Below are 20,254 nucleotides of genomic sequence, written 5' to 3'. Positions count from 1 at the left end.
TCAACACACACCCGAAACAGTTTCCCGGCTGCACAGCGTACACCAGGCGCCCTTCCTTGCAGGAACGTACTGCCCCGACAGATATATGTCCCATTATAGAAGCCGTCTGAAAAACCGTCAAGCAAATGCACCTGACGGTTTTCTTACATTTTATTTGAATTTACAAAATTAACCACGCAAAATATGCAGTGTAGCACAGAAGCATCAAAATGCCAATGCCTCTGCCGAGTTTCTGTTTCCGGAACGTTCCAAGAAAAAGCAGCACAGCCGCTCCGATTGCAACCACGGTATCCATCCGGAAATTCGGCTGAAAACTTACCGGTGTAATGAGCGCTGCCGTTCCAACTACAAACAAAATATTAAAAATATTGCTTCCCACAATGTTTCCGATGGCAATATCGGCTTTTCCTTTTAATGCAGCGGACACCGAAGTAAACAGTTCCGGCAGGGACGTGCCGAGTGCAACAATGGTAAGACCGATAAAGCGCTCACTCATTCCCATCAGTTTTGCAATTTCCGTAGCCGCATTCACCGTTACGTCGCTTCCTGCCACAATCAGAAAAAGTCCAATAAGCGCACCCAGAAACATCCGCCAAAGCGGCACCATTTCCTGCTCTTTTACCGCCTCTTCCCTTCCATTCATGGCCATGTACAACAGGTAACCCAGATAGATGAGGAACAAAACCCACAGCATGGCTCCTTCCCCACGTCCTACAACATTGCCGCTCATGCCAGCCAAAAGCAGCACCACCGTGATGAAGATCATATACGGGATTTCAATCCGTACCGTTGATCTTGCCACAGCTAACGTCGTGATCGTGGCTGTAATGCCCAAAATGATCAGAATATTTAAAATATTACTCCCCACAATATTTCCAATGGTGATCTCCGCATTCCCCTTCAGCGCTGCCGTAATGCTGACCGCCGCTTCCGGCGCGCTGGTTCCCATGGCAACGATCGTCAGACCGATCACCAGCTGCGGTACCCCGAAACGGTCTGCAATTCCCGAGCTTCCATCCACAAACCAGTCCGCTCCCCTCACGAGCATAAAAAATCCACCTGCAAGCAATAACAATTCCATGATCATTTTCATAGTCGTTCCTCCTCTTTTGCCGGCCGGTGTGGTCTGTAAATAGAAAACAAAAAAGAATGTGCCTTGGCACATTCTCGCGCCGAGGCGCGGTTGCTTCAGCAACCATCTACCTTTGCGCCGAGTGCGCTTCCTCGCGGAGCATTTTTATATGATAGGACGCAATTTCCTATCATATAAAAAGCGAGGCTCCCACCGCACCTGTTCTGGTTATACGGTGAAAGTCTCGCTGCTTAGTCACAAACCGGGTTTCATATCTTCGAAACCGTACTGACGGTTCTGCAAACATCTGCCATGGCTGGCAGCCTGTCAGCTACTCCCTTTCTCTTATAAAGGAAGCATAGCAGATTTTTCCAGAAACCGCTATGCTTTTTTCCAATTTTCACAAATCTTAACAAGTTGTTAATTGTTCTTCTTCTCTGCGGCCTGTCTCTGAAGCGCTGCGGAAGCTGCCTGTGCGATTGCCTGGTCCGAAGCTGCCTGTGCTGCAGCCGCCGGATCAACCGGAGCCGGAACCGGACGATTCACTGCAAGCGGAAGGTTAACACCCATAATATTTAAGACAACGCCCTTTGCCTCTTTGTCTAATACCTTCGGAAGCTGGGCAGCGCCTACGATCACCGGCTTGAACGCATTGTTGCGGTTAAAGCGGCTGAACTCTACTGCATCGGTAAATACCAGCTGGTATTTGTCCCCGGTATTCAGCTTCACAAGCGGGGTGCCCTTGCCATCCTGCTGCAGTGCAAAAATGAATTCGCTCTTCATGAAATCTGCAGCCATTTCTTCCTGGAGCTGTGCCATACGTTTCGGATCCTGAAGCTCTTTCGGTCTGCGGATCTCCTGTGCAAAATACAGAGCCGTCAGATGAAGCTGCGGATTCTCGATCCACTTCTTGCCTTCTTCCAGCTGCGGATTCTCCCTGCGCTTTGCAAATTCATCGATCTGGAGCAGTTCTTTCTGATCATCATAATAGATTTCCAGGGCATTTACCCCCATGGTATAAAGGTTCGTAAAGAATAACAGCATATGATTTGCAAGGATCTTCGCAACCCCCACTGCAATTTTGTCTGCCTTCAATTCTTCGGCTCTCGCTTTGGCTGCATCCTCTGACAGGTAAACAAACACCTTGTCGTCGTAAGTCTCTTTGTCACATTCTACATAAGGTTCTTTGGTAAATCCGGATATCAGTGCATAAACGGCTCCCTCTGCATCTTTCATCTGCGCAAGCAGTCTGTCCTTTGCTTCACTCATTTCACTACTCTCCTGTCCGCGGCCATACTGTATATTCGTTCCTGTTCACGGATATTCAGCCATACGGATCCGCCTGTCTTTCTATTTTTCAGCCGCCTGATCGCGGCCTGAACTGCAGCAGTTCAAAATTTTTGTTTACGCATTGGCAAATAAAAATGTCTTCTGGCTGCACTGTTCCTAATTATACAGGCTTTTGGGTTCTTTTTCAACCCCAGTTCATCCTTCCGTAACGCAGCGTCATACCCCGGATCTCGTCCTTTAGGTCTTCCGTCAGGTCATTTTCCCCAAGGCGCCATCTCCAGTTCGTTCCCACGGTGGACGGCTTATTGATGCGGCTGCGGTTGTCGAGTCCCATATAGTCTTGGATCGGGATCACGCAGAGTGCCGCACGGCTTCTCAGGATCAGACTGATGAACGATTTTCCAAGCTTCGACTGCGGCGTGTACTGGTCGCAGAGATAATCCCGCGCCATCTTCTGCTCAGCCGAAGTGATGCTCTTCCACCATCCGGCAAGCGTCTCATTGTCATGGGTTCCGGTATAGGCCACGGAATTTTCCGGATAGTTGTGCGGCAGATAGTCATTGGCGCAGCCGGAATCCCGGGAATCAAATGCAAACTCCAGCACCTTCATGCCCGGAAAACCGCTCTCCTGCACCAGTCTGCGCACGGAATCAGTCACATAACCCAGATCCTCCGCAATGACTTGTTTCCAGCCAAGTGCCTGCTCCACCTTACGGAAGAGATCGATACCCGGTCCCTTTTCCCAGTGCCCATGGATCGCAGAAGTTTCTCCGTAAGGAATCGAATAATATTCATCAAAGCCACGGAAGTGATCGATTCGTACTACATCATACAACCGGAAGCAGTGCGCCAGTCTGGAGATCCACCACTGATACCCCGTCTCCCGATGATACTCCCAGCGATAAAGTGGATTTCCCCAGAGCTGTCCATCGGCTGAAAAGCCATCCGGCGGGCAGCCTGCCACAGCCACCGGCACATTTTCGCTATCTAGCTGGAACAGTTCCGGATGCGCCCAGGCATCGGCACTGTCCATGGAAACGTAGATCGGAATGTCGCCGATCAGTTGGATACCACGTTCATTGGCATAAGTCTTTAACTGATTCCACTGGCGGTAAAACTGGTACTGCAGATACTGCTGGAACTCAATGTCGAAATACAGTTCCCGGCGGTAATAGTCCATCGCATTGCCCCAGCGCAGGCGGATATCTTCTGCCCATTTGGTCCATTCCACGCCATCAAACCGGTCTTTCACTGCCATGAAAAGCGCATAGTCGGAAAGCCACCAGCTGTTTTCTGCCACAAATTTCTGGTAATCTGGATTTTCGTGGATGTGACTGCGCTCATACGCTTTCCGAAGCAGCGGGTAACGGCCCAGATACAGTTTTTCATAGTCAATATCCCGCTCCTTCTTTCCAAAATCGACGGCATCGCATTCCTCTTTTGTGAGAACACCTTCCTCAATCAGGGCCTCCAGACTAATAAAATACGGATTTCCCGCAAATGTGGAAAAGGACTGATACGGCGAATCCCCGTAGCTGGTCGGTCCGAGCGGAAGGATCTGCCAGTAGCTCTGCCCGGCTTCCTTTAACCAGTCCACAAATTCATAGGCGCTTTTTGAAAAACATCCAATGCCGTACTTGGACGGCAGACTGCTAAGCGGCAGTAAAATTCCTGCTGATCTGTTCATATTTAAAATACTCCCTTATTATTTTGTCTCAATCATCACGCCGAAATGATCGGATACCACCGGATAAAACGTTCCATTGCAGATCACGCGGCTCTGCACGACCATTTCCGGGCGGCTGCTGAACATATAATCCAGACGGCAGCTCTCCCCTTCTGCCATCCGTTCCCTCCAGCCATCGATCACATGATCCACGGTTGCGCCATCGTCTTTCTTCTGTGCCAGACAATAACTGTCCAGCCAGCCGCTCTGCCGGATCAGACTATAGCCCTCACCATGAACCGCGGACGGACTGTTAAAATCGCCAAGAAGCCAGACCCTTCCGGTTCCAGACAGTCTTCCCTGTTCCCGGAGTTTCCGGTTTAAGGTTTCCCACTGTCCGGCAAACGGATCTTCCTCATCTTCCCACCAGCCCATATGGACGGTGTAAAACCAGGTATCCGGATTCTCTTTCGTGCGGATGCCAAGCACCCGGCGGGTCTTCCAGTAATGGTAATCCGAAGACCGGCTGATCTGAAACTGATCGGTATCCGCGATCGCTCTTAAGCTAAACAATGCCATCCCTTCATCATAACGGTCATAGCCAAGCTTTGCCGAGATCCAGGTCCAGGAATACGAAAGACCGCGCGCCGAAAGCAGCTTTGCCAGCCGCGCCGCATGGTTTCCCTGCCGAAGTGGAAGGGAAAAACCGCTGCAGCGCACAAATCCCGGGAACATCTCATCCGGCAGGATTTCTTCGCTGGCCAGCTGGTTGACCTCCTGCATGGCCAGGATATCCGGTTTTTCTTTGCAGATCAGGTCTGCGAAGGCACATAATTTTTCCTCATAGTGCTCCTCGATCAGACTGTGCGTGTTGAGTGTGATCAGTTTCATGCATGTTTCCTCTTTTTCCTACAGAATTTGGTTCAAAAATCCTCTTGCATCGGATTTTTGACCTTTCGACCCTGGTATCACAGAATATCGTTGATATCCGACTTTAAGACATCGGCCTTCGGTCCGTAAACAGCCTGGATTCCCTGGTCTTTTTTGATCAGTCCCAGTGCGCCTTCTTTTTTCCACTCCGGCAGTTCGGCAACCTTGTCCAGATCATTTACCGTGACTCTCAGGCGGGTCATGCAGGCATCGACCAGAACAATGTTCTCTCTTCCGCCGAGAAGTGTAATGATGCGCTCGGCCTGACTGCTGCCTGCTGCCCCGGTGCCATTTCCGCCGTTTTTGCCATTGCTGCTATCGGCAACGCTGTTATTTCCGGCTCCGTTTCCATTTTCCGGCAACGTTCCGGCTGTATTTCCATTCGCCGGCTTATTTCCGCTGCCACCCACAGACTTTGCGCCATCGTCAGCTGCACCTTCATCGGTATAGTTTCCGAGGCGTCCCGGGGTTGCGAACTGGAATTTTCCGATCATAAAGTATGCCACAAAGTAGCCGATCACGAAAAATACCACAACGCAGATCACAAAGTTGATCAGGTCACCGCCCAGACCAGCCTTGATAGACATCGGGATACGGGTAAAAAATTCCAGGTTTCCAAAAGAATGGAGACGCAGGTGGATCACACCGGCCATAGCAAAAGCGCATCCCTGCAGTACTGCGTAAACCACATACAGCGGCAGTGCGCAGAACATAAACATAAATTCCAGCGGCTCGGTAACGCCAGTCAGGAATACTGCTAAAATCGTGGAAACAAACATGGAACGGTAATTCTGACGCTTATCCGCATCGACTCTGCGGTACATCGCCAGGGCGATTCCAAGAAGCAGACCGGTCGCACCGATCATCTGGCCGACCTTGAAGCGGGCCGGGGTCACGGTGGTAAGCAGGTTCTGGTACGCGGCCATATCACCGGAATTCTTGTAGTTAATCAGGTCGGTTGCCCATGCCAGCCACAGCGGATCCTGACCAAACACCTGGGTTCCGGCATTGATACCGGTTGCAATGGTATAGGTTCCGCCAAAGGAAGTATAGTTCATCGGAATCGTCAGCATATGGTGCAGGCCAAACGGCAGCAGCAGACGCTCCAGGGTTCCGTAGATAAACGGGGCCAGGATTGGGGATGTGGAAGAAGAATTCGCGATCCACACACCAAACGCGTTAATGCCAGACTGTACCACTGGCCAGATCACGGCCAGGACCAGGGAAATGATCACAGACCAGGCAATGCAGACCATCGGAACAAACCGTTTTCCGTTAAAGAATGCCAGCGCATCCGGCAATTTGCGGAAATTGTAATAACGGTTGTAGATCACACCACCTGCAAAACCGGAAATGATTCCGACAAACACACCCATATTCAGAGCCGGTGCGCCAAGAACGGAAGTGAAATAACCATTTACCAGGATTTCCTGTCCAAACAGCGTATGGGTCACTGCATCCGGGTCATTTAACATCGCGGAGGTTACACCAAAAATGGAACCCGTGATCTGGTTGATCAAAATAAAAGTAATGATCGCCGCAAATGCACCGCCTGCACGCTCCTTCGCCCAGGAACCGCCGATTGCGATCGCAAACAAAATATGCAGATTGTTGATCACAGCCCAGCCGATATTTTCCATCGTGCTTCCGATCGTCATCAGGACGGCCAGATCTGCCCCGCCCATCTGAACCAGCTTACCAAGGCTGATCATGAAACCGGCTGCCGGCATCACCGCGATAACTGTCATCAAAACCTTGCCAAGCTTCTGAAGAAAATCGAAGTTAAAGCTTACGGCTGGTTTCTTTTTCGGGTTCTGGCTGCTGCCAGCTGCTTTATCTGCCTGGGCTGCTGCTTCCTTTGCATTGTTTTCATTCGCCGCTTTTTTGTCTGTTGTTTTGTGGTCTGCTGAAGCTGTTGTCTGGTTTGCGTTCACTGCTTCTGTACCTGCGGTTTTCCCAGTTGCTGCACCTGCGTTTCCCCCGGTTCCTGCTTCCACCTGCATCAGCACAGTCTCTCCTGCTTTCACGGCACCCTCTGTCGGACAAAGTTTCTTGCCTTCCATGCCGCCGCACACCAGAACCGGCGTCACCGGGTTGATGTTGTGCTGTTTTAAATACTCCAGGTCAACCGCTGCCAGGCGATCTCCTGCTTTTACCTGGTCTCCCGGTTTCACAAACACCTGGAAGCAGGCACCGTTTAAATGAACCGTCTCAAGACCCACATGGATCAAAAGCTCCAGTCCCTCTGCCGTGCGCAGTCCAAATGCATGTCTGGTATCTGCCACGGAGATTACTTCTCCGTCTACCGGGCTTACAATATTTCCCTCAGACGGGATCACCGCCATGCCATCCCCAACGATCTTCTGGGAAAACACCGGATCCGGAACCTGTTCCAGCCCAACGGCTTCTCCCGTCATCGGAGAAAAAATCTTACTGCACTTCATAAAAAATCCCCCTCATGTTCTCTGGCTGCATTCCTGATCGCGTTTGCGTACGCCCTGGCATCTGCTGTCCGATCCTTCCTGCGCTTTTTCTGCCATGCGTTATCATTTGCGCAATTTATGCAACCGTTTGCATTAACTATATCCGGTTTGCACAAAGAATGCAACAACATTCTTTTATTTCGCGTGGATTCTCTGATTTTCACAACTTTTCTGCTTTTGTTTTGTGCGGAATGTCCAGAAATTTTTGTTTCTATTTTTATGCAACTTTTGCATGTATTTGCATAGTATCGTTGACTTTTTTTCTGCAATCCCGTAAAATAAGAAGCAGCATAACGGTTCAGCAGCTATGCCCACATACGTGAACTGCGGCAAAACAGCCGAACCCAAAACTGACATAACAAACACTTGAAAGAGAAACACATCTATATAGAAAGGAAGCAGCACCGATGTCCGTAACCATCAAAGATGTAGCTGCACTGGCCGGGGTATCCGCTTCTACGGTTTCCCGCACCTGCAAAGACAGTCCTTCCATCAGCGAAGAAACCAAGCAAAAAGTGCGCAGTGCCATGAAAGAGCTGGGCTATGAACCCAATTTTCAGGCCAGCAACCTTGCATCCCGCAACACACGCACCATCGGGATTATCTTACCCGTCTCCGCACGTGAGGTTTACGAAAACTCCTTTTACCTGGAAGCGATCCGCGGTATCAGCCAGGTCTGCAACCAGCAGCAATATATCAACACCATTGTGACCGGTCAGGACGAGGACGAAGTGCTGGAAGCGGTCCGCTCCATGACACGCATCGGTCAGGCAGACGGCTTTATCCTGCTTTATTCCAGACAGAATGACCCGGTTATCGAATTTCTCCACCGGGAAAAGCTGCCCTACGTGCTCATCGGAAAAGCCTGCCAATATGCAAACCAGACCATTTACATCGACAACGACAATCTGCTCGCCGGAGACGAGGCAACCGAATACCTGTACCAGCTTGGACACCGTAAGATTGCCTACCTCGGTGTGGACAACAGCCTGATTTTCTCCGCTGACCGAAAAAATGGGTATCAGCTTGCCCTTGCACGCCATGGAATTTTACCAAAACCGGAATACTGTCTGGAACTGCCCTCCATCACGGCAGAAGGCTACACTCCGGTCCACGCATTATTAGAGTCAGCCGACCGTCCCACCGCGATCGTGGTCAGCGATGATATCCTTGCACTGACGCTGGAACGCATCTGTACGGAAACCGGACTGTCCATTCCAGAGGACCTTTCCATTCTTTCCTTTAATAATTCCCTGTTTGCGCGTCTCACCTCACCGCAGCTGACCTCGATCGATATCAATTCCTGTCAGCTCGGCATAGAAGCCGCCGGACAGATGATCAGCCATATCGAGCGCCCGGGGCTTCCAGCAACCAAGATTCTGGTACCGCACCAGCTGATCGAACGGGACAGCTGCGCATGCCCTTCCATAGACTAAAAAGCAGCAACACAGGTGCCCTGCACATGCTTACGCCAAAGCGCTGTTTCTTTGGCAGATATTTTTCTGTTACTGGGGGAAACATTACAAATGAGTACAACACGAAGAAGTGATATTGATATTGCCAAGGGCTTTGCGCTGTTTCTGGTGGTACTGGGTCATGTCGTGACCATGCACCACACCATATTCCGGTGGATCTACGCGTTCCACATGCCGGCCTTTTTCTTTCTCTCCGGCATGACCTTCCGTCCGGAAAAATATAACACCTGCATGGATTACATCAAAAAAAGAGGAAGGACTCTCATCCTTCCTTATTTTGTGATCACACTGACCGCGCTGGCCATCTGCACCATCCGCCCATATTATCATCTTGCGATCGACGAATACGGCTGGAAGCACATCCTGACCTGGATCTTCTACTATGGACAGCCCCAGCAGATCTATGTGGGACAGTTATGGTTCCTCCCGGCACTGTTTTTTGCCGGATTGTATGCCCTCATCTGGCTGAAGATTTTTGACCGGCGCTCCCTGACCGTGCGCTGTTACGCCCTGGTGGTTCTGGTTCTTGCAGGAACTTACATCCGCCTTGCTGATCCGCTCATTCCAGTCATGAACCGGCTTCCCTGGAAACTGGATTCCGCGCTCTGCGCAGCCGTATTTTTGATTGCCGGATACTACGCAAACCGCGAAAAGCTTCTCGAAAAAATGGAACCTTATGCCGGTTTTCTGATTCCGTTTTTTCTGGTCTTAAGCTTCTTTTTCGGTCCAAAGCTCAGCGACTATGTGAATCTTTGCGACTGCCGCTACACCGCTCCGCCATACTACTTTGCAGCTGCGTTTTCCGGCATTGCCGCACTGCTTCTTGCCGCCCGCATGGCTGCCCGTCCGGCTCTTTCGGGCAGTGTATTTTCCAGATTCTGGCAGTTTTGCGGTCGCCGTTCCATGTTGCTGTTTTCCATTCAGAGTTTCGCTTTATACTTCTTTGTGGAAGTCATTCTGCGCACGACCGGCGTGGAATTAAAACCGATGGAATGGATGCCGACAAGGCTTTCTACGTTTGCCCTGGCAGTCGCCACCTTTGCACTTATCTGCCTCATTGGATGGCCGTGGGACTATTGGAAAAGAAAGGTACATAACAAAACACGTTAAAAGCCCAAAAAACAGGCACCGCTAATCATGCGAATGCCTGTTTTTTGTAGGATTTTATAAAGTAATGCTTCCCAGTGTTTTCTTCAACTGCACGAGTTCTTTCTCCAACGCAGCTTTCTTCTTCTGGTCTGCCTCAAACTCTGCCATTTCCCCGGTCTGTGTTTCTTCCCCTGCAAAGCTTAAAAAGCCCTGGGTAAACACGGACGGGTACTTGAACTTTTTATCTGCCTTCTCGAAATGAACCAGAAGCGTTCCATTGTCATTGGACTGGACAATACCCGTTCCATAAGTCTTATGGCTTACCGGCTTTCCAACTACATCCGGCAGATTCACCGGCTTTTCCTGCAGTTCCTTTAAGCGTGCTTCCTTTAATGCAATCTCCTGCTTCAGCTTTTCCTGTGCCGCCTTGGCCTCCGCCGCTTTCGTGCGTTCTCTTCCCGGCACCTTGCGGATCTCCATACCGGCATAATAACGGTACAGACTTGCGCAATCCATGAGATCGTATACCAGAATATGAAGCTGGTCATCGTAACCGTCCAGCTCTTCTTCAAACAGATTGCTGTAAAGACCTGTCAGCTCCTCATTTTCACGGATTTCTTCCAGAACCTCATCGCACATCCGGTAGTAGCTCTCCAGAGAAAAATTCTTGCTGCCAAAATCCCCGTCAAACTCCGTGCATGCTGCCCATCCGGGAGCGGAGGCTGCGTCAAACATATAGTTTTCCTCCGGTTTCCAGAGATTCAGGTAATAAATAACATGATCCCGGTTCTGGAGATACTTCTTCGTGCCGCGCTCATAATAACGGATGCGCTCATTGATCTTATCTGCAAAGAAATCTGCGCGGTCCTGACGTTTCTGCAGATCCCCGCCGTCATCACTGAATAAAAAGCGGAAGCATTCCCTCACGTACTCCACTTCCGGTTCTCTGGCAAGCAGCATCCGGAGTCCCGCTACCGGCTGCATGGCTGCATCGTCCAGAAGATTTCCCGCTTCCTGCATCGCTTTTTCAAACATTCCGGCAAAATCAGCCGCATTCAAATTCCAAAACCGCTTAAAACACCCCACAGCGCGCCATTTATAAACCTGATCGCTGTCATCTGCCGCTTCAAGTCCTGCCAGACGACCCATGTACTGTTCCAATACTGTTTCAAAATTCTTTTTATTCATATCCCTCACCTGTCTGTAAAATTTGATATTACGGTTCACGCGCTGCGCAAACCGTAATATTTTGTTTTCTATGGATTCCCATTATATAGCAGGGAATATTCTCATTCAAGACTTGACATCTGTTTCACAATGTGCTTTCGAAACATTCGTTACTGTACATGGGTAGGAATTTTCTGAACTGAAAATTCCGTACGATACCGCTATGGCAGCAGATTTTGCCGATTCGGAATGCGAAGCATCGGCAAAATCCGTTGCTGTTTGCGCAACGCGTGAACAGCAACAAACATTCCTGTTTGCAAATACATTCCATCATTGCTATAATAGACGAAGCAGATTTACAAAAATTCAATTTACAGTTCAGGAGGGATTCCTATGAAACAACCAGTTACCGTCGGAACCATCCAGCTTGGCGATGGTATTCCGAAAATTTGTGTTCCCATTGTAGAACATACCTATGATTCCATTCTTGCTGCAGCCAAAAATGCCCTGGCGTCCTACCCGGACATTATAGAATGGCGCTGCGACCATTTTGACCAGGCAGAAGACCCGGAAGCTGCAAAGCACGTTCTTCAGGGACTTCATGAAGTCCTTGGCAGCATCCCGGTGCTCTTTACGTTCCGCTCCAAAAAAGAAGGCGGCGAAAAAGAGATCTCCCCGGCATCCTACCAGCATTTGAACTGCCAGGTAGCCCAAAGCGGTCTTGCAGATCTGGTCGATGTTGAGATTTTTACCGGCGATGATGTGGTCCGCACCATCCTGGACACCGCCCACAGCGCCGGAGTCCCGGTTGTCGCTTCCAGCCACAACTTCCAGTCCACCCCGGCACAGGAAGAAATTCTCTCGATTCTTGGTAAAATGGACCAGATGGGGGCAGATGTTTTAAAGATTGCTGTTATGCCGCAGTCCCGGAAAGATGTACTGACCCTTCTTTCCGCTACCGAAGAAATGGACCGCCGTACCACACGCCCGCTCATCACCATGTCCATGGGACCAGTCGGCATGATCAGCCGCCTTTGCGGAGAAGTCTTCGGCTCTGCCCTGACCTTCGGCTCCGTTGGAAAAGCTTCCGCACCAGGACAGGTAAATGCCAACGATCTGGCCGGTGTCCTGAAACTGATCCACGAAAGTATGGGAAACTGATACAGCCTTTCTTTCATCCTTTCGCGCCAGGATCAGCAGATATGCCGCTGGTGCTTTCCTGGCAGGAATGCGAAAAGCCGCAGTTCGTTCCGTCACCCGGAACAAACTGCGGCTTTTTATGTGGCACTTTCCCGGTAATAACAGTTTCCGCTGCAGCCATGAGGAAATAATTCCGTTTTCATGTTTGTTTTGCAGGCAGAACCAGCCGATTCCTGCAAAATATCCAGCACTCTCTTCAGATTCCGGATATCCCGCTCCATAAAATCCACATAATTCCCCCGTCCGACCAGTTTCAGATGCGTGATTCCGGCTTTTTGAAGCTGATCTAATGCACAAAGACCGCAGCCGGTAGCACCACAGAGATAACCATCTTCTGCGTATGCTTCTTCGCTGTCGCAACGCTCCATTCCATCCCGCTTTTCTGTTTCCACAATATTTATGGACATGTTCTCCTGCCGGATCGGTCCCAGACGGTACGGAACCCGGCACAGATAGCCCATCTCATCACAGTGTAAAGAATTGCAGAATGCCCCGCTGAACTGGCACAGTTCATTTAACACAAACGCCTCATATTCCAGTGTTTTTCCATCCTGTTTTCCATGCTGAATTACGGATTCCATATCCGAAAAGCTGTTCTTTCTATGAAAAATCAACCGCTGTATCTGATATTTCTGAAAGACAGAAAGCATACGGCTGTTTACTTCCCCGGTCTCGCCGCTTAAATGAATCTGACAATCGATCTGATGCTCCCGCAGATACAGAATCAATGCCGGATCTGCCACAATAAACGTCCGGTATCCGAGTCTCATACAGTTCTTTATGATCCGCGCAATCTCCGGATATTGTTCCGGCAGATAATACAGCGCATTAAAGGTCAGATGAACGGGTCTTTTGTATTTCCGGACCATGGCTGTCAAAATTTCCAGTTCCGAAAAGGCGCCAAGCTGCACATTGCTGCAGAACACTTCCCTGCGGTTTAATGACATCAAAGTCCCATATTTCCGGTTCCATTCATACGGCACATAACCGGCAAAAAACTCATCGGCACCCGCCTCACAAAACCGGATATATTCTTCGATCGAGCCAAGTCCCGCTACGATTTTCATTCTGTTTTCTGTCTCCTGATTTTCTTTTCTATGATCCTTCATTTCGCCACTGCTTTGTTCTCTTTCCGCCTCTTGCAAGCAGGCTTTCATCGGATTCCAGCCATCCATCTCTGATGCCATAAAATCCGTTTTCCATATCCGGCTGCCTTACCACCAGCTGGCCACCACCAGGCGGCTGATCCGATGACTCCTGCAATATGTCACCGTCTGCTCCCAGTCCTGGTCTGCAATGCCGGTTTCTCTCAAAATATCCGTATCCATTCCAAACAGCGAGTTCCCCCGTCCCACCATATGCAAATGCTCCGGATACAGATATCCTGCTGTTTCACAAAGTCCGCCGCACGCTGTCACCAGCTGCTGTTTTCCCCTGTCCCGCTGCCGGACTCCGGCATACAGCGTACAATACTGTGACGTATTGGTCTGGTAAAAGGGCAGATGCAGATGATTCCGGGTATTTGGAAGCTTTTGGTCATAGCCACAGCTTTCCCATTCAAAACGTGTGATTCCAAAACGTTGGTCCAGACTATCCCGGTAGAACTCTGCATTCAGGCTGTTTTCTTCCAACAGCCTGTGATCTCCCATTTTGTATGCCATACGCGGATCTTTTTTCCGCTTGTTCAGCAGCGTGCCAAGGCATGGTTTTAAGTATCTGGTCCGCTCTTTTAACATGTCAGCCATGGCCCAGTCATTCACTGCAATTTCCAATTCTGTCCCCTGTGAAGCACACCATGTTTCCAGTTTCTGCAAGAGCAGTTCCGTAGATTCCAGCTGTTCTTCTCTTACATACGAGAACGTAAGCGTAACTGCAAGCTTCTGCTTTTCTGCCTTTTTTAACATCGCAAACAGAACCGTTTCCTCCGGAAATAACAACGGACAAAATGCATTTCCGATGTAAATGCGGTCTGGATTTTTATGAGAAAAGCAACGTTTTATGATCGGATTTTTCGTTTTGTAATGACGCAAAAGTTCAGCAAAATCCTGCTCCAGAAATGCCGCATACTGCTCTGGATGGTCCAGTTCCAGGGCAAGTTCCGGCTCATTTTCCGGGCTGCTTTTTCGCTTCTGCTTCTGCTCCTGTTCCAAGTTTCGTTGGCATTCCTGTTCCGGCTTCGTTTTTGCCTTTTCCTCCACCCCGGAGCACTCCATCACATCTCCTGTTTCCGCACATTTCTTGTTCGTTTCTGCTTCCCATTCTTTGTTTAACCCGGTCTCTTCATACCAGTTCTGCATCTGCTCCACAAAAGAATCTGCAAACTTTTCATCTTTTTTTGCCGGATACCCCGTCAGTGTTTCCGCCAGAAGTCCATCGTTCGCCTCCAGCTTCAGCCGGATATAGCGGTCATACTGCCCGAACAGCTTCCGCACTGCCTGGTGATAATCCTCCTGCGTTACAGTCACCGCATAAACATAGAAGAACTCCGTCTGACATTCCAGTCTCCAGCACTCCGGGCTCACCGTTCTCTCATCGTACTGATCCCGTTCCATATCATAAAAAGAAAGCACAAAATCCGTATCGATCTTCTCAATTTTCTGCAGGGTCCGAAAACAAAATCCTTCCTCCGAGAGCTTTGTAATGCGGATTTCTTTTTCTTTATAAAAACCAGCCAGCAGCGCAAACGGGATCATTTCCACCGCTGATTCTGTCCAATTCCAGAGTTCCTGCTCCATTGTAATCTGTTCCTTTTCCTCTTCCGGTTTTCACTTCCGTTTTTCACTCCCGCTTACCATTTTCAATACTGTTCACGCGCAGCCCATTCCCCATCGCAAACGCTCCGGGATCACAGAAGCAAAAGCCCTTTGATCACAGCATCATTATATCAAATTTTGTATGCGCCGCATATCTATTTTCTATTTGCTATTTACTTCCAAATGCGTTATCGTATTGTAAGAATCAAAATAGCGTCGACTGGCGTCTCCCGACATGAAGTGAAAAACATTCCCGGGCACGCTTGTGCGAACCACAACCAAAATAGGAGAAGATACAATGGCAAAACTCGATCATGCAGCAATCCGCACCACTTCTTATGAAGAAACACAGAAATTTTTTGAAGATGTATTTGACATGCACATGTGGCGGGAAATTGGAGAAAAACCAGCCAGAAAATGCTGGTATCAGGAAGGCATTCAGCTCTGTGAGACAAAAGAAATCTGCGCCGACGGCCAGAATGGTTACGATCACATTTCCATCGCCGTCGATTCCATCCCGGAAACCATGGAAAAGATCAAAGCTTATCCTACAACTGCCATCAACGATCACTGGTTTTCTCTTTCGAACGGAACCCGGATTGAATTAAAGCTTCTCGAAGACTGGAAACTGGGTCAATAACACATCTCAAAAAACTGACAAAGGACTGAAAATCTGCCCCACCATACATGGCGGAACCAGATTTTCGGTCCTTTCTTGTTTCATGTGCTGCTTTTTAACGCGTAGCTTTCTCTTTTTCCATCCGTGCGCGCATCAGCGGTTTGATGCCGCCAGCTTCCAGAATTTTCATAGCCTGGTCGCCAAGTCGGTCACAAGGATATACTTTTCCGGTCTTCTTCACGGTAACAGTGCCTTTCTCGATGTCCAGAGTAAGCTCCTGACCATCCACCACTTCTTTGCTGATGCCCTTGCACACAATGAGCGGCAACCCTAAGTTAATGGAATTCCGGAAGAAAATGCGCGCGAAGGAATCTGCGATCACGGCACTTGCCCCCATATTGATCAGCGCGATCGGTGCATGCTCACGGCTGGAACCACAGCCAAAATTGGTTCCGGCTACAACTATGCCGCCCTGCGGGAAATTCGCAGCAATGGTTTCATCCACGCCGCACAGACAATGACTTCCAATCTCTTTCGGATCGGTGATCGCAAGAAAACGGCCCGGATAGATCTGATCGGTATCGATGTTATTGCCTACTACAATGATATTTCCTGTAATCTGTGTTTTCATGACGGATATCCCCCTTATAAATACTTTCTCGGATCAGTAATGCAGCCATTTAAAATGCTTGCCGCAACCGTTGCCGGGCTTGCCAGATAGATTTTTGCTTCCGTGGAACCCATACGTCCCGGGAAGTTCCGGTTAGTGGTCGTAATGCAAGTCTCGCCTGCTGCCAGAATTCCCTCATGCGCACCCAGACATGCGCCGCAGCCTGGTGTCGTAATGGTCGCACCTGCTGCCATCAGACTCTGGATATAGCCTTTTTCCATGCATGTCTGCATGACTTCCGCAGAAGCCGGAACCACCACCAGTCTTGTGTACTGCGGAATGTGTTTTCCTGCCAGAATTTTCGCTGCTTCGGCAATGTCTTCTTCTCTTCCGCCGGTGCAGCTTCCGATATAGCCCTGATTTAAGGTGATCGTCTCATCTTTGATCACTTCCGTAAGCGGAGCAACGTTATCGACGCTGTGCGGACATGCCAGCTGCGGCTCCAGCTCTGACACGTCAAATACATAGCTTTCTTCATACTGGAAATCCGGGTCTGTGTACTGTACCTCAAACGGTCTGACTGCACGCTTGGAAACATAGTCCAGAACTGCCTGGTTCGGCTGCATGTAGGCAGTCTTTGCGCCCATCTCCACTGCCATGTTGCAGATGACCATACGGCCGGAAACACCAAGATTCTCTACGTAGCTGCCGGTAAAATCAATTGCTTTGTATACAGCTCCGTCTGCCTTGATCTTTCCAAGAACACTTAAAATGACATCTTTCGGATACACACCCTTTTTCGGCTCCCCTTCCAGACGCACTTCGATGATCTCCGGAACACGGAACCACAGCTCACCTGTCATCAGAATCGTTGCCATGTCCGTTGCACCGCAGCCAGTTCCCATGGCACCAAATGCTCCATGTGTCGTGGTGTGGCTGTCGGTTGCTACCACGATCATGCCCGGATAAATGACACCGGCTTCCGGCATTACCTGATGGCACACGCCACAGTTGGTATCGAAATGGAATTTCAGGTTGTTCTTCTTTGCAAATTCTCTCATCTCAACATGGTTTGCAGCACTCTTCATGTCCGGTGCCGGTGCGTAGTGATCGAACACAAACGCTGCGCGCTCGCTGTCCCAGACTTTCTCGCCACCCATTTCATAAAAAGAATACACGGTCTGCAGATACAGATCGTTGATCTCCGCAAAATCAACCTTTGCTGTTACAATTTCCCCCGCGCTCACCTGTTCACGACCACTGTTTTTCGCAAGAATTTTTTCAATTGCGTGCATCTTTACTCCTCCTGTGGATTGATTTATTTTCCGCAACTTCACAGATCTGCCTGATCATCACGGCTCTTGTTTTCATTTTGCATGTCGTATTTCGCATTTCATATTTTGAATATCGTATACGATATACGATTTGTAATTCAAAGATTATCACCTTCCAAATAGCTTTTCAAGCCTTTTTCCTCATTTTTCAAATCTTTGGCACTTATTCACATTTTTCAAATACCTTTTTTATGGAAAGCAACTGAATATCGTATACGATTTGTTGACACCGATTTTTCAAAATGATATCATCAAAGTAACGAATTCATTTCTGCAACCGCAAGGCAGAAAACTGTTATGGGGACCCCAAAAAGGGGCAGAAAAACAGATTTCATATAAAATAGAAAGGATCATCAGAATTATGGAAAGTATGGAACTGTTACCGGCACGTGTCCGGATCACGGCAATCTTAAAAAAAGCACTCTTTTCAGGGGAATATAAAAGCGGTGATGAACTGAGTCTCACCGATATCGCAGGAAAACTCGGTGTCAGCCGCACTCCGGTCCGGGAAGCATTTCAGGCTCTGGAAGCAGAAGGACTGATCGAACTGCGCATGAACAAGGGTGCGATCGTAAAACCGATCGATGAAAAATACATCACCGATCACTACGAGATGCGCATGCTTCTGGAATCAGAAGCCGCAGGACGTGCTGCAAAAAACGGCATGCCAGACGCTGACAAGCTGATTGAAAAGCTTGTGGATGCCCAGAAACGCATGGAATCCTTATCCGGCAGCGAATATGAAGATCTGAACTTTGAGGTACACACCGCAATCTGGACAGCTGCAGATAACCGGCGGCTTTACAAAATTCTTTCCAGTTTGTGGAACGGTCCCAGTATCGGCTTTACTTCTCCCAAACTGGATCATTACATCAAATCCACACAGGAACACATCGATATTCTGACCTATATCAAAGAGCACGATGCCAAACATGCCAGAAAGGAAATGGAACATCACATCGAGCGGAGCATGGATAATATTCTAAAAAACTTCAAATTCCGCTGAGAACGATACGACAAAAATACGGCACCCCCCATTTCCACCTTCACGATATCCACCAGGCATTCACCGCAGCACAAACGAAACGCTGCAATATAAAAAGACAGGAGTAAAAGACATATGGAACGAGACAGCGCACAGGAACAATATGACAAAATGACAAAAACGCCGGTTCACCAGCTGGTACTGCGGTTGGGACTTCCCACCACCGTCAGCATGCTGGTGACCAGCATCTACAACATGGCAGACACCTTCTTTGTCAGCCAGCTCGGAACCAGTGTCAGCGGCGCCACCGGCGTGGTATTTGCGCTGATGGCGATCATCAACGCCTTTGGATTTATGTTCGGACATGGTGCCGGAAGCAACATCAGCCGGAAGCTGGGCGGGCACGACGTGGAAAGTGCCCGCGTATTTGCTTCCACCAGCTTCTTTTTGTCACTGCTTGCCGGAGGCTGCATCTGTGTCTTCGGTTTTCTGTTCCATGCACCGTTTATGCGGCTTTTGGGAAGCACTGATTCCATTCTTCCCCACGCCATTGAATACAGTACCTGGATTCTCATTGCCGCCCCGGCCATGGCTTCCAGCTGTGTCATGAACAACATTCTCCGTTATGAAGGAAAAGCATTTTTCGCCATGCTCGGTCTGGCTTCCGGCGGCATTCTCAACATCTTCGGGGATATGTTTCTGATCTTCGGACTGAACCTGGGTGTGCGCGGAGCCGGTATTTCCACTGCAGTCTCCCAGTACATCAGCATGTTGATCCTGATCACCCCATTCTTACGTGGAAAAGTCCAGAGCCGCATCCATATCCGGTATATCACACATCAATTTGCGGATGTGACCAATATCCTCACAACCGGTTTTCCAAGTCTGATGCGTCAGGGACTCAACAGCATTTCCGTGATGATCTTAAACTTATGCTCCGCACCATACGGCGATGCCGCCATTGCTGCCATGAGTATTGTTACAAGAATTATTATGTTTCTGTTCTGCATCGCACTCGGTATTGGCCAGGGCTTCCAGCCGGTCAGCGCATTCAACTATGGTGCAAAAAAATACAGCCGCGTGCAGGAAGCCTTCTGGTTCAGCATCCGCAGCAGTCTGATCGTCATGAGTATTTCTGCCCTGATCGGGATCGGCTTTTCCAGCTTTATTGTCAAATTGTTCCGTGACGACCCGTCCGTTATCTCGATCGGTACCACGGCACTGCGCATCCAGTGCCTCGCTCTCTTCTGCATGCCATTTTCCCTGTGCGGCAACATGATGTTCCAGAGTATCGGATTCAGCGGAAAAGCAACCTTCCTTTCCATGATCCGAAGCGGTCTGGTCTTCATCCCGGTTTTGTGGATTCTAAGCCACACCCTGGGACTCCTCGGCATCCAGATGGCACAGACGATCGCGGATTTCATCGCAGCCGCCATCACCATTCCTATGGTTGTGCGGTTCTTCCGGGGCATGCCGGAAGATGTGCCGGATGCAGTGTAACAATATAAGTATATGACAAGGGCCGTGTGAGTTGCCGAAAGGCAACTCACACGGCCCTATTAAAGTGAATCAAATTGTTAT

The 20,254-nt window shown here is 49.3% G+C and carries 16 protein-coding genes and 2 pseudogenes; 7 read left to right on the top strand and 11 right to left on the bottom strand.

Annotated elements, in window-relative coordinates; translation table 11 throughout:
- Window positions 1-160: 160 nt before the first annotated feature.
- From DXB18_RS10670 to DXB18_RS16870, 6 genes and pseudogenes are all read right to left on the bottom strand, one after another.
- Window positions 161-1,093 (bottom strand): calcium/sodium antiporter, encoded by a 933-nt coding sequence (locus DXB18_RS10670; protein ID WP_118541504.1) that lies wholly within the window; start codon window positions 1,091-1,093, stop codon window positions 161-163.
- A 399-nt stretch (window positions 1,094-1,492) separates the two neighbouring features.
- Entirely contained in the window at window positions 1,493-2,341 is an 849-nt protein-coding gene (locus DXB18_RS10665; protein ID WP_118541502.1) for an SseB family protein, read from the bottom strand.
- A 205-nt stretch (window positions 2,342-2,546) separates the two neighbouring features.
- Complete coding sequence (gene malQ, locus DXB18_RS10660) at window positions 2,547-4,049, bottom strand: 4-alpha-glucanotransferase (protein WP_118707727.1); 1,503 nt, start codon at window positions 4,047-4,049, stop codon at window positions 2,547-2,549.
- Between the two features lie 18 nt (window positions 4,050-4,067).
- The gene (locus tag DXB18_RS10655; RefSeq protein WP_118707725.1) at window positions 4,068-4,919 is read right to left on the bottom strand and encodes an endonuclease/exonuclease/phosphatase family protein; all 852 of its coding nucleotides are present in this window, start codon (window positions 4,917-4,919) and stop codon (window positions 4,068-4,070) included.
- A gap of 77 nt (window positions 4,920-4,996) precedes the next feature.
- Window positions 4,997-6,742, bottom strand: a pseudogene (locus tag DXB18_RS10650) (PTS transporter subunit IIBC); the annotation flags it as partial.
- Window positions 6,743-7,039: 297 nt separating this feature from the next.
- Window positions 7,040-7,402 (bottom strand): annotated as a pseudogene (locus tag DXB18_RS16870) (PTS glucose transporter subunit IIA); the annotation flags it as partial.
- Window positions 7,403-7,848: 446 nt separating this feature from the next.
- Here DXB18_RS16870 and DXB18_RS10640 point away from each other — a divergent pair.
- A complete protein-coding gene (locus DXB18_RS10640) occupies window positions 7,849-8,877 on the top strand; it encodes a LacI family DNA-binding transcriptional regulator (RefSeq protein ID WP_118541494.1) in 1,029 nt (342 codons plus the stop codon).
- 90 nt (window positions 8,878-8,967) lie between these two features.
- Window positions 8,968-10,026, top strand: a complete 1,059-nt coding sequence (locus DXB18_RS10635) for an acyltransferase family protein (protein WP_118707719.1) — start codon at window positions 8,968-8,970, stop codon at window positions 10,024-10,026.
- A gap of 54 nt (window positions 10,027-10,080) precedes the next feature.
- Here DXB18_RS10635 and DXB18_RS10630 read toward each other — a convergent pair whose 3' ends face one another.
- Window positions 10,081-11,193 (bottom strand): hypothetical protein, encoded by a 1,113-nt coding sequence (locus DXB18_RS10630; protein WP_118707717.1) that lies wholly within the window; start codon window positions 11,191-11,193, stop codon window positions 10,081-10,083.
- A 202-nt stretch (window positions 11,194-11,395) separates the two neighbouring features.
- On the opposite strand from DXB18_RS10630, the gene DXB18_RS16345 reads away from it, so the two are divergent.
- Together DXB18_RS16345 and aroD are read left to right on the top strand one after the other, a co-directional pair.
- Complete coding sequence (locus DXB18_RS16345; RefSeq protein WP_207665782.1) at window positions 11,396-11,569, top strand: hypothetical protein; 174 nt, start codon at window positions 11,396-11,398, stop codon at window positions 11,567-11,569.
- Window positions 11,566-12,333 (top strand): type I 3-dehydroquinate dehydratase, encoded by a 768-nt coding sequence (gene aroD / locus DXB18_RS10625; RefSeq protein ID WP_118541489.1) that lies wholly within the window; start codon window positions 11,566-11,568, stop codon window positions 12,331-12,333. The genes DXB18_RS16345 and aroD overlap by 4 nt, the downstream gene beginning before the upstream one ends.
- 116 nt (window positions 12,334-12,449) lie before the next feature.
- Here aroD and DXB18_RS10620 read toward each other — a convergent pair whose 3' ends face one another.
- Both DXB18_RS10620 and DXB18_RS10615 read right to left on the bottom strand, forming a co-directional pair.
- The gene (locus tag DXB18_RS10620) at window positions 12,450-13,559 is read right to left on the bottom strand and encodes a U32 family peptidase (protein ID WP_347560882.1); all 1,110 of its coding nucleotides are present in this window, start codon (window positions 13,557-13,559) and stop codon (window positions 12,450-12,452) included.
- Window positions 13,560-13,586: 27 nt separating this feature from the next.
- Window positions 13,587-15,107, bottom strand: coding sequence for a hypothetical protein (locus tag DXB18_RS10615; protein WP_118707715.1), 1,521 nt, complete (start codon window positions 15,105-15,107; stop codon window positions 13,587-13,589).
- 316 nt (window positions 15,108-15,423) lie between these two features.
- Here DXB18_RS10615 and DXB18_RS10610 point away from each other — a divergent pair, with 316 nt between their 5' ends.
- On the top strand, window positions 15,424-15,765 hold the full coding sequence (locus DXB18_RS10610) for a VOC family protein (protein WP_118541485.1): 342 nt from the start codon (window positions 15,424-15,426) through the stop codon (window positions 15,763-15,765).
- A 94-nt stretch (window positions 15,766-15,859) separates the two neighbouring features.
- On the opposite strand, the gene DXB18_RS10605 is transcribed toward DXB18_RS10610, so the two are convergent.
- Together DXB18_RS10605 and DXB18_RS10600 are read right to left on the bottom strand one after the other, a co-directional pair.
- Window positions 15,860-16,375 carry a 3-isopropylmalate dehydratase small subunit gene (locus tag DXB18_RS10605; protein WP_118707713.1) on the bottom strand — a complete coding sequence of 172 codons (516 nt, stop codon included), beginning with the start codon at window positions 16,373-16,375 and terminating at the stop codon, window positions 15,860-15,862.
- 14 nt (window positions 16,376-16,389) lie between these two features.
- Complete coding sequence (locus DXB18_RS10600) at window positions 16,390-17,649, bottom strand: 3-isopropylmalate dehydratase large subunit (protein ID WP_118707711.1); 1,260 nt, start codon at window positions 17,647-17,649, stop codon at window positions 16,390-16,392.
- 400 nt (window positions 17,650-18,049) lie between these two features.
- On the opposite strand from DXB18_RS10600, the gene DXB18_RS10595 reads away from it, so the two are divergent.
- Both DXB18_RS10595 and DXB18_RS10590 read left to right on the top strand, forming a co-directional pair.
- Complete coding sequence (locus DXB18_RS10595; RefSeq protein ID WP_243103352.1) at window positions 18,050-18,694, top strand: GntR family transcriptional regulator; 645 nt, start codon at window positions 18,050-18,052, stop codon at window positions 18,692-18,694.
- Between the two features lie 114 nt (window positions 18,695-18,808).
- Entirely contained in the window at window positions 18,809-20,173 is a 1,365-nt protein-coding gene (locus DXB18_RS10590; protein ID WP_118707709.1) for an MATE family efflux transporter, read from the top strand.
- Window positions 20,174-20,254 lie beyond the last annotated feature (81 nt).

The sequence above is a fragment of the Clostridium sp. OM02-18AC genome, assembly GCF_003481825.1.
Taxonomy (GTDB): Bacteria; Bacillota; Clostridia; order Lachnospirales; family Lachnospiraceae; genus Brotaphodocola.
Note: the sequence above shows the minus strand (reverse complement) of the source record. Positions and strands in the feature narration are given on the sequence as shown.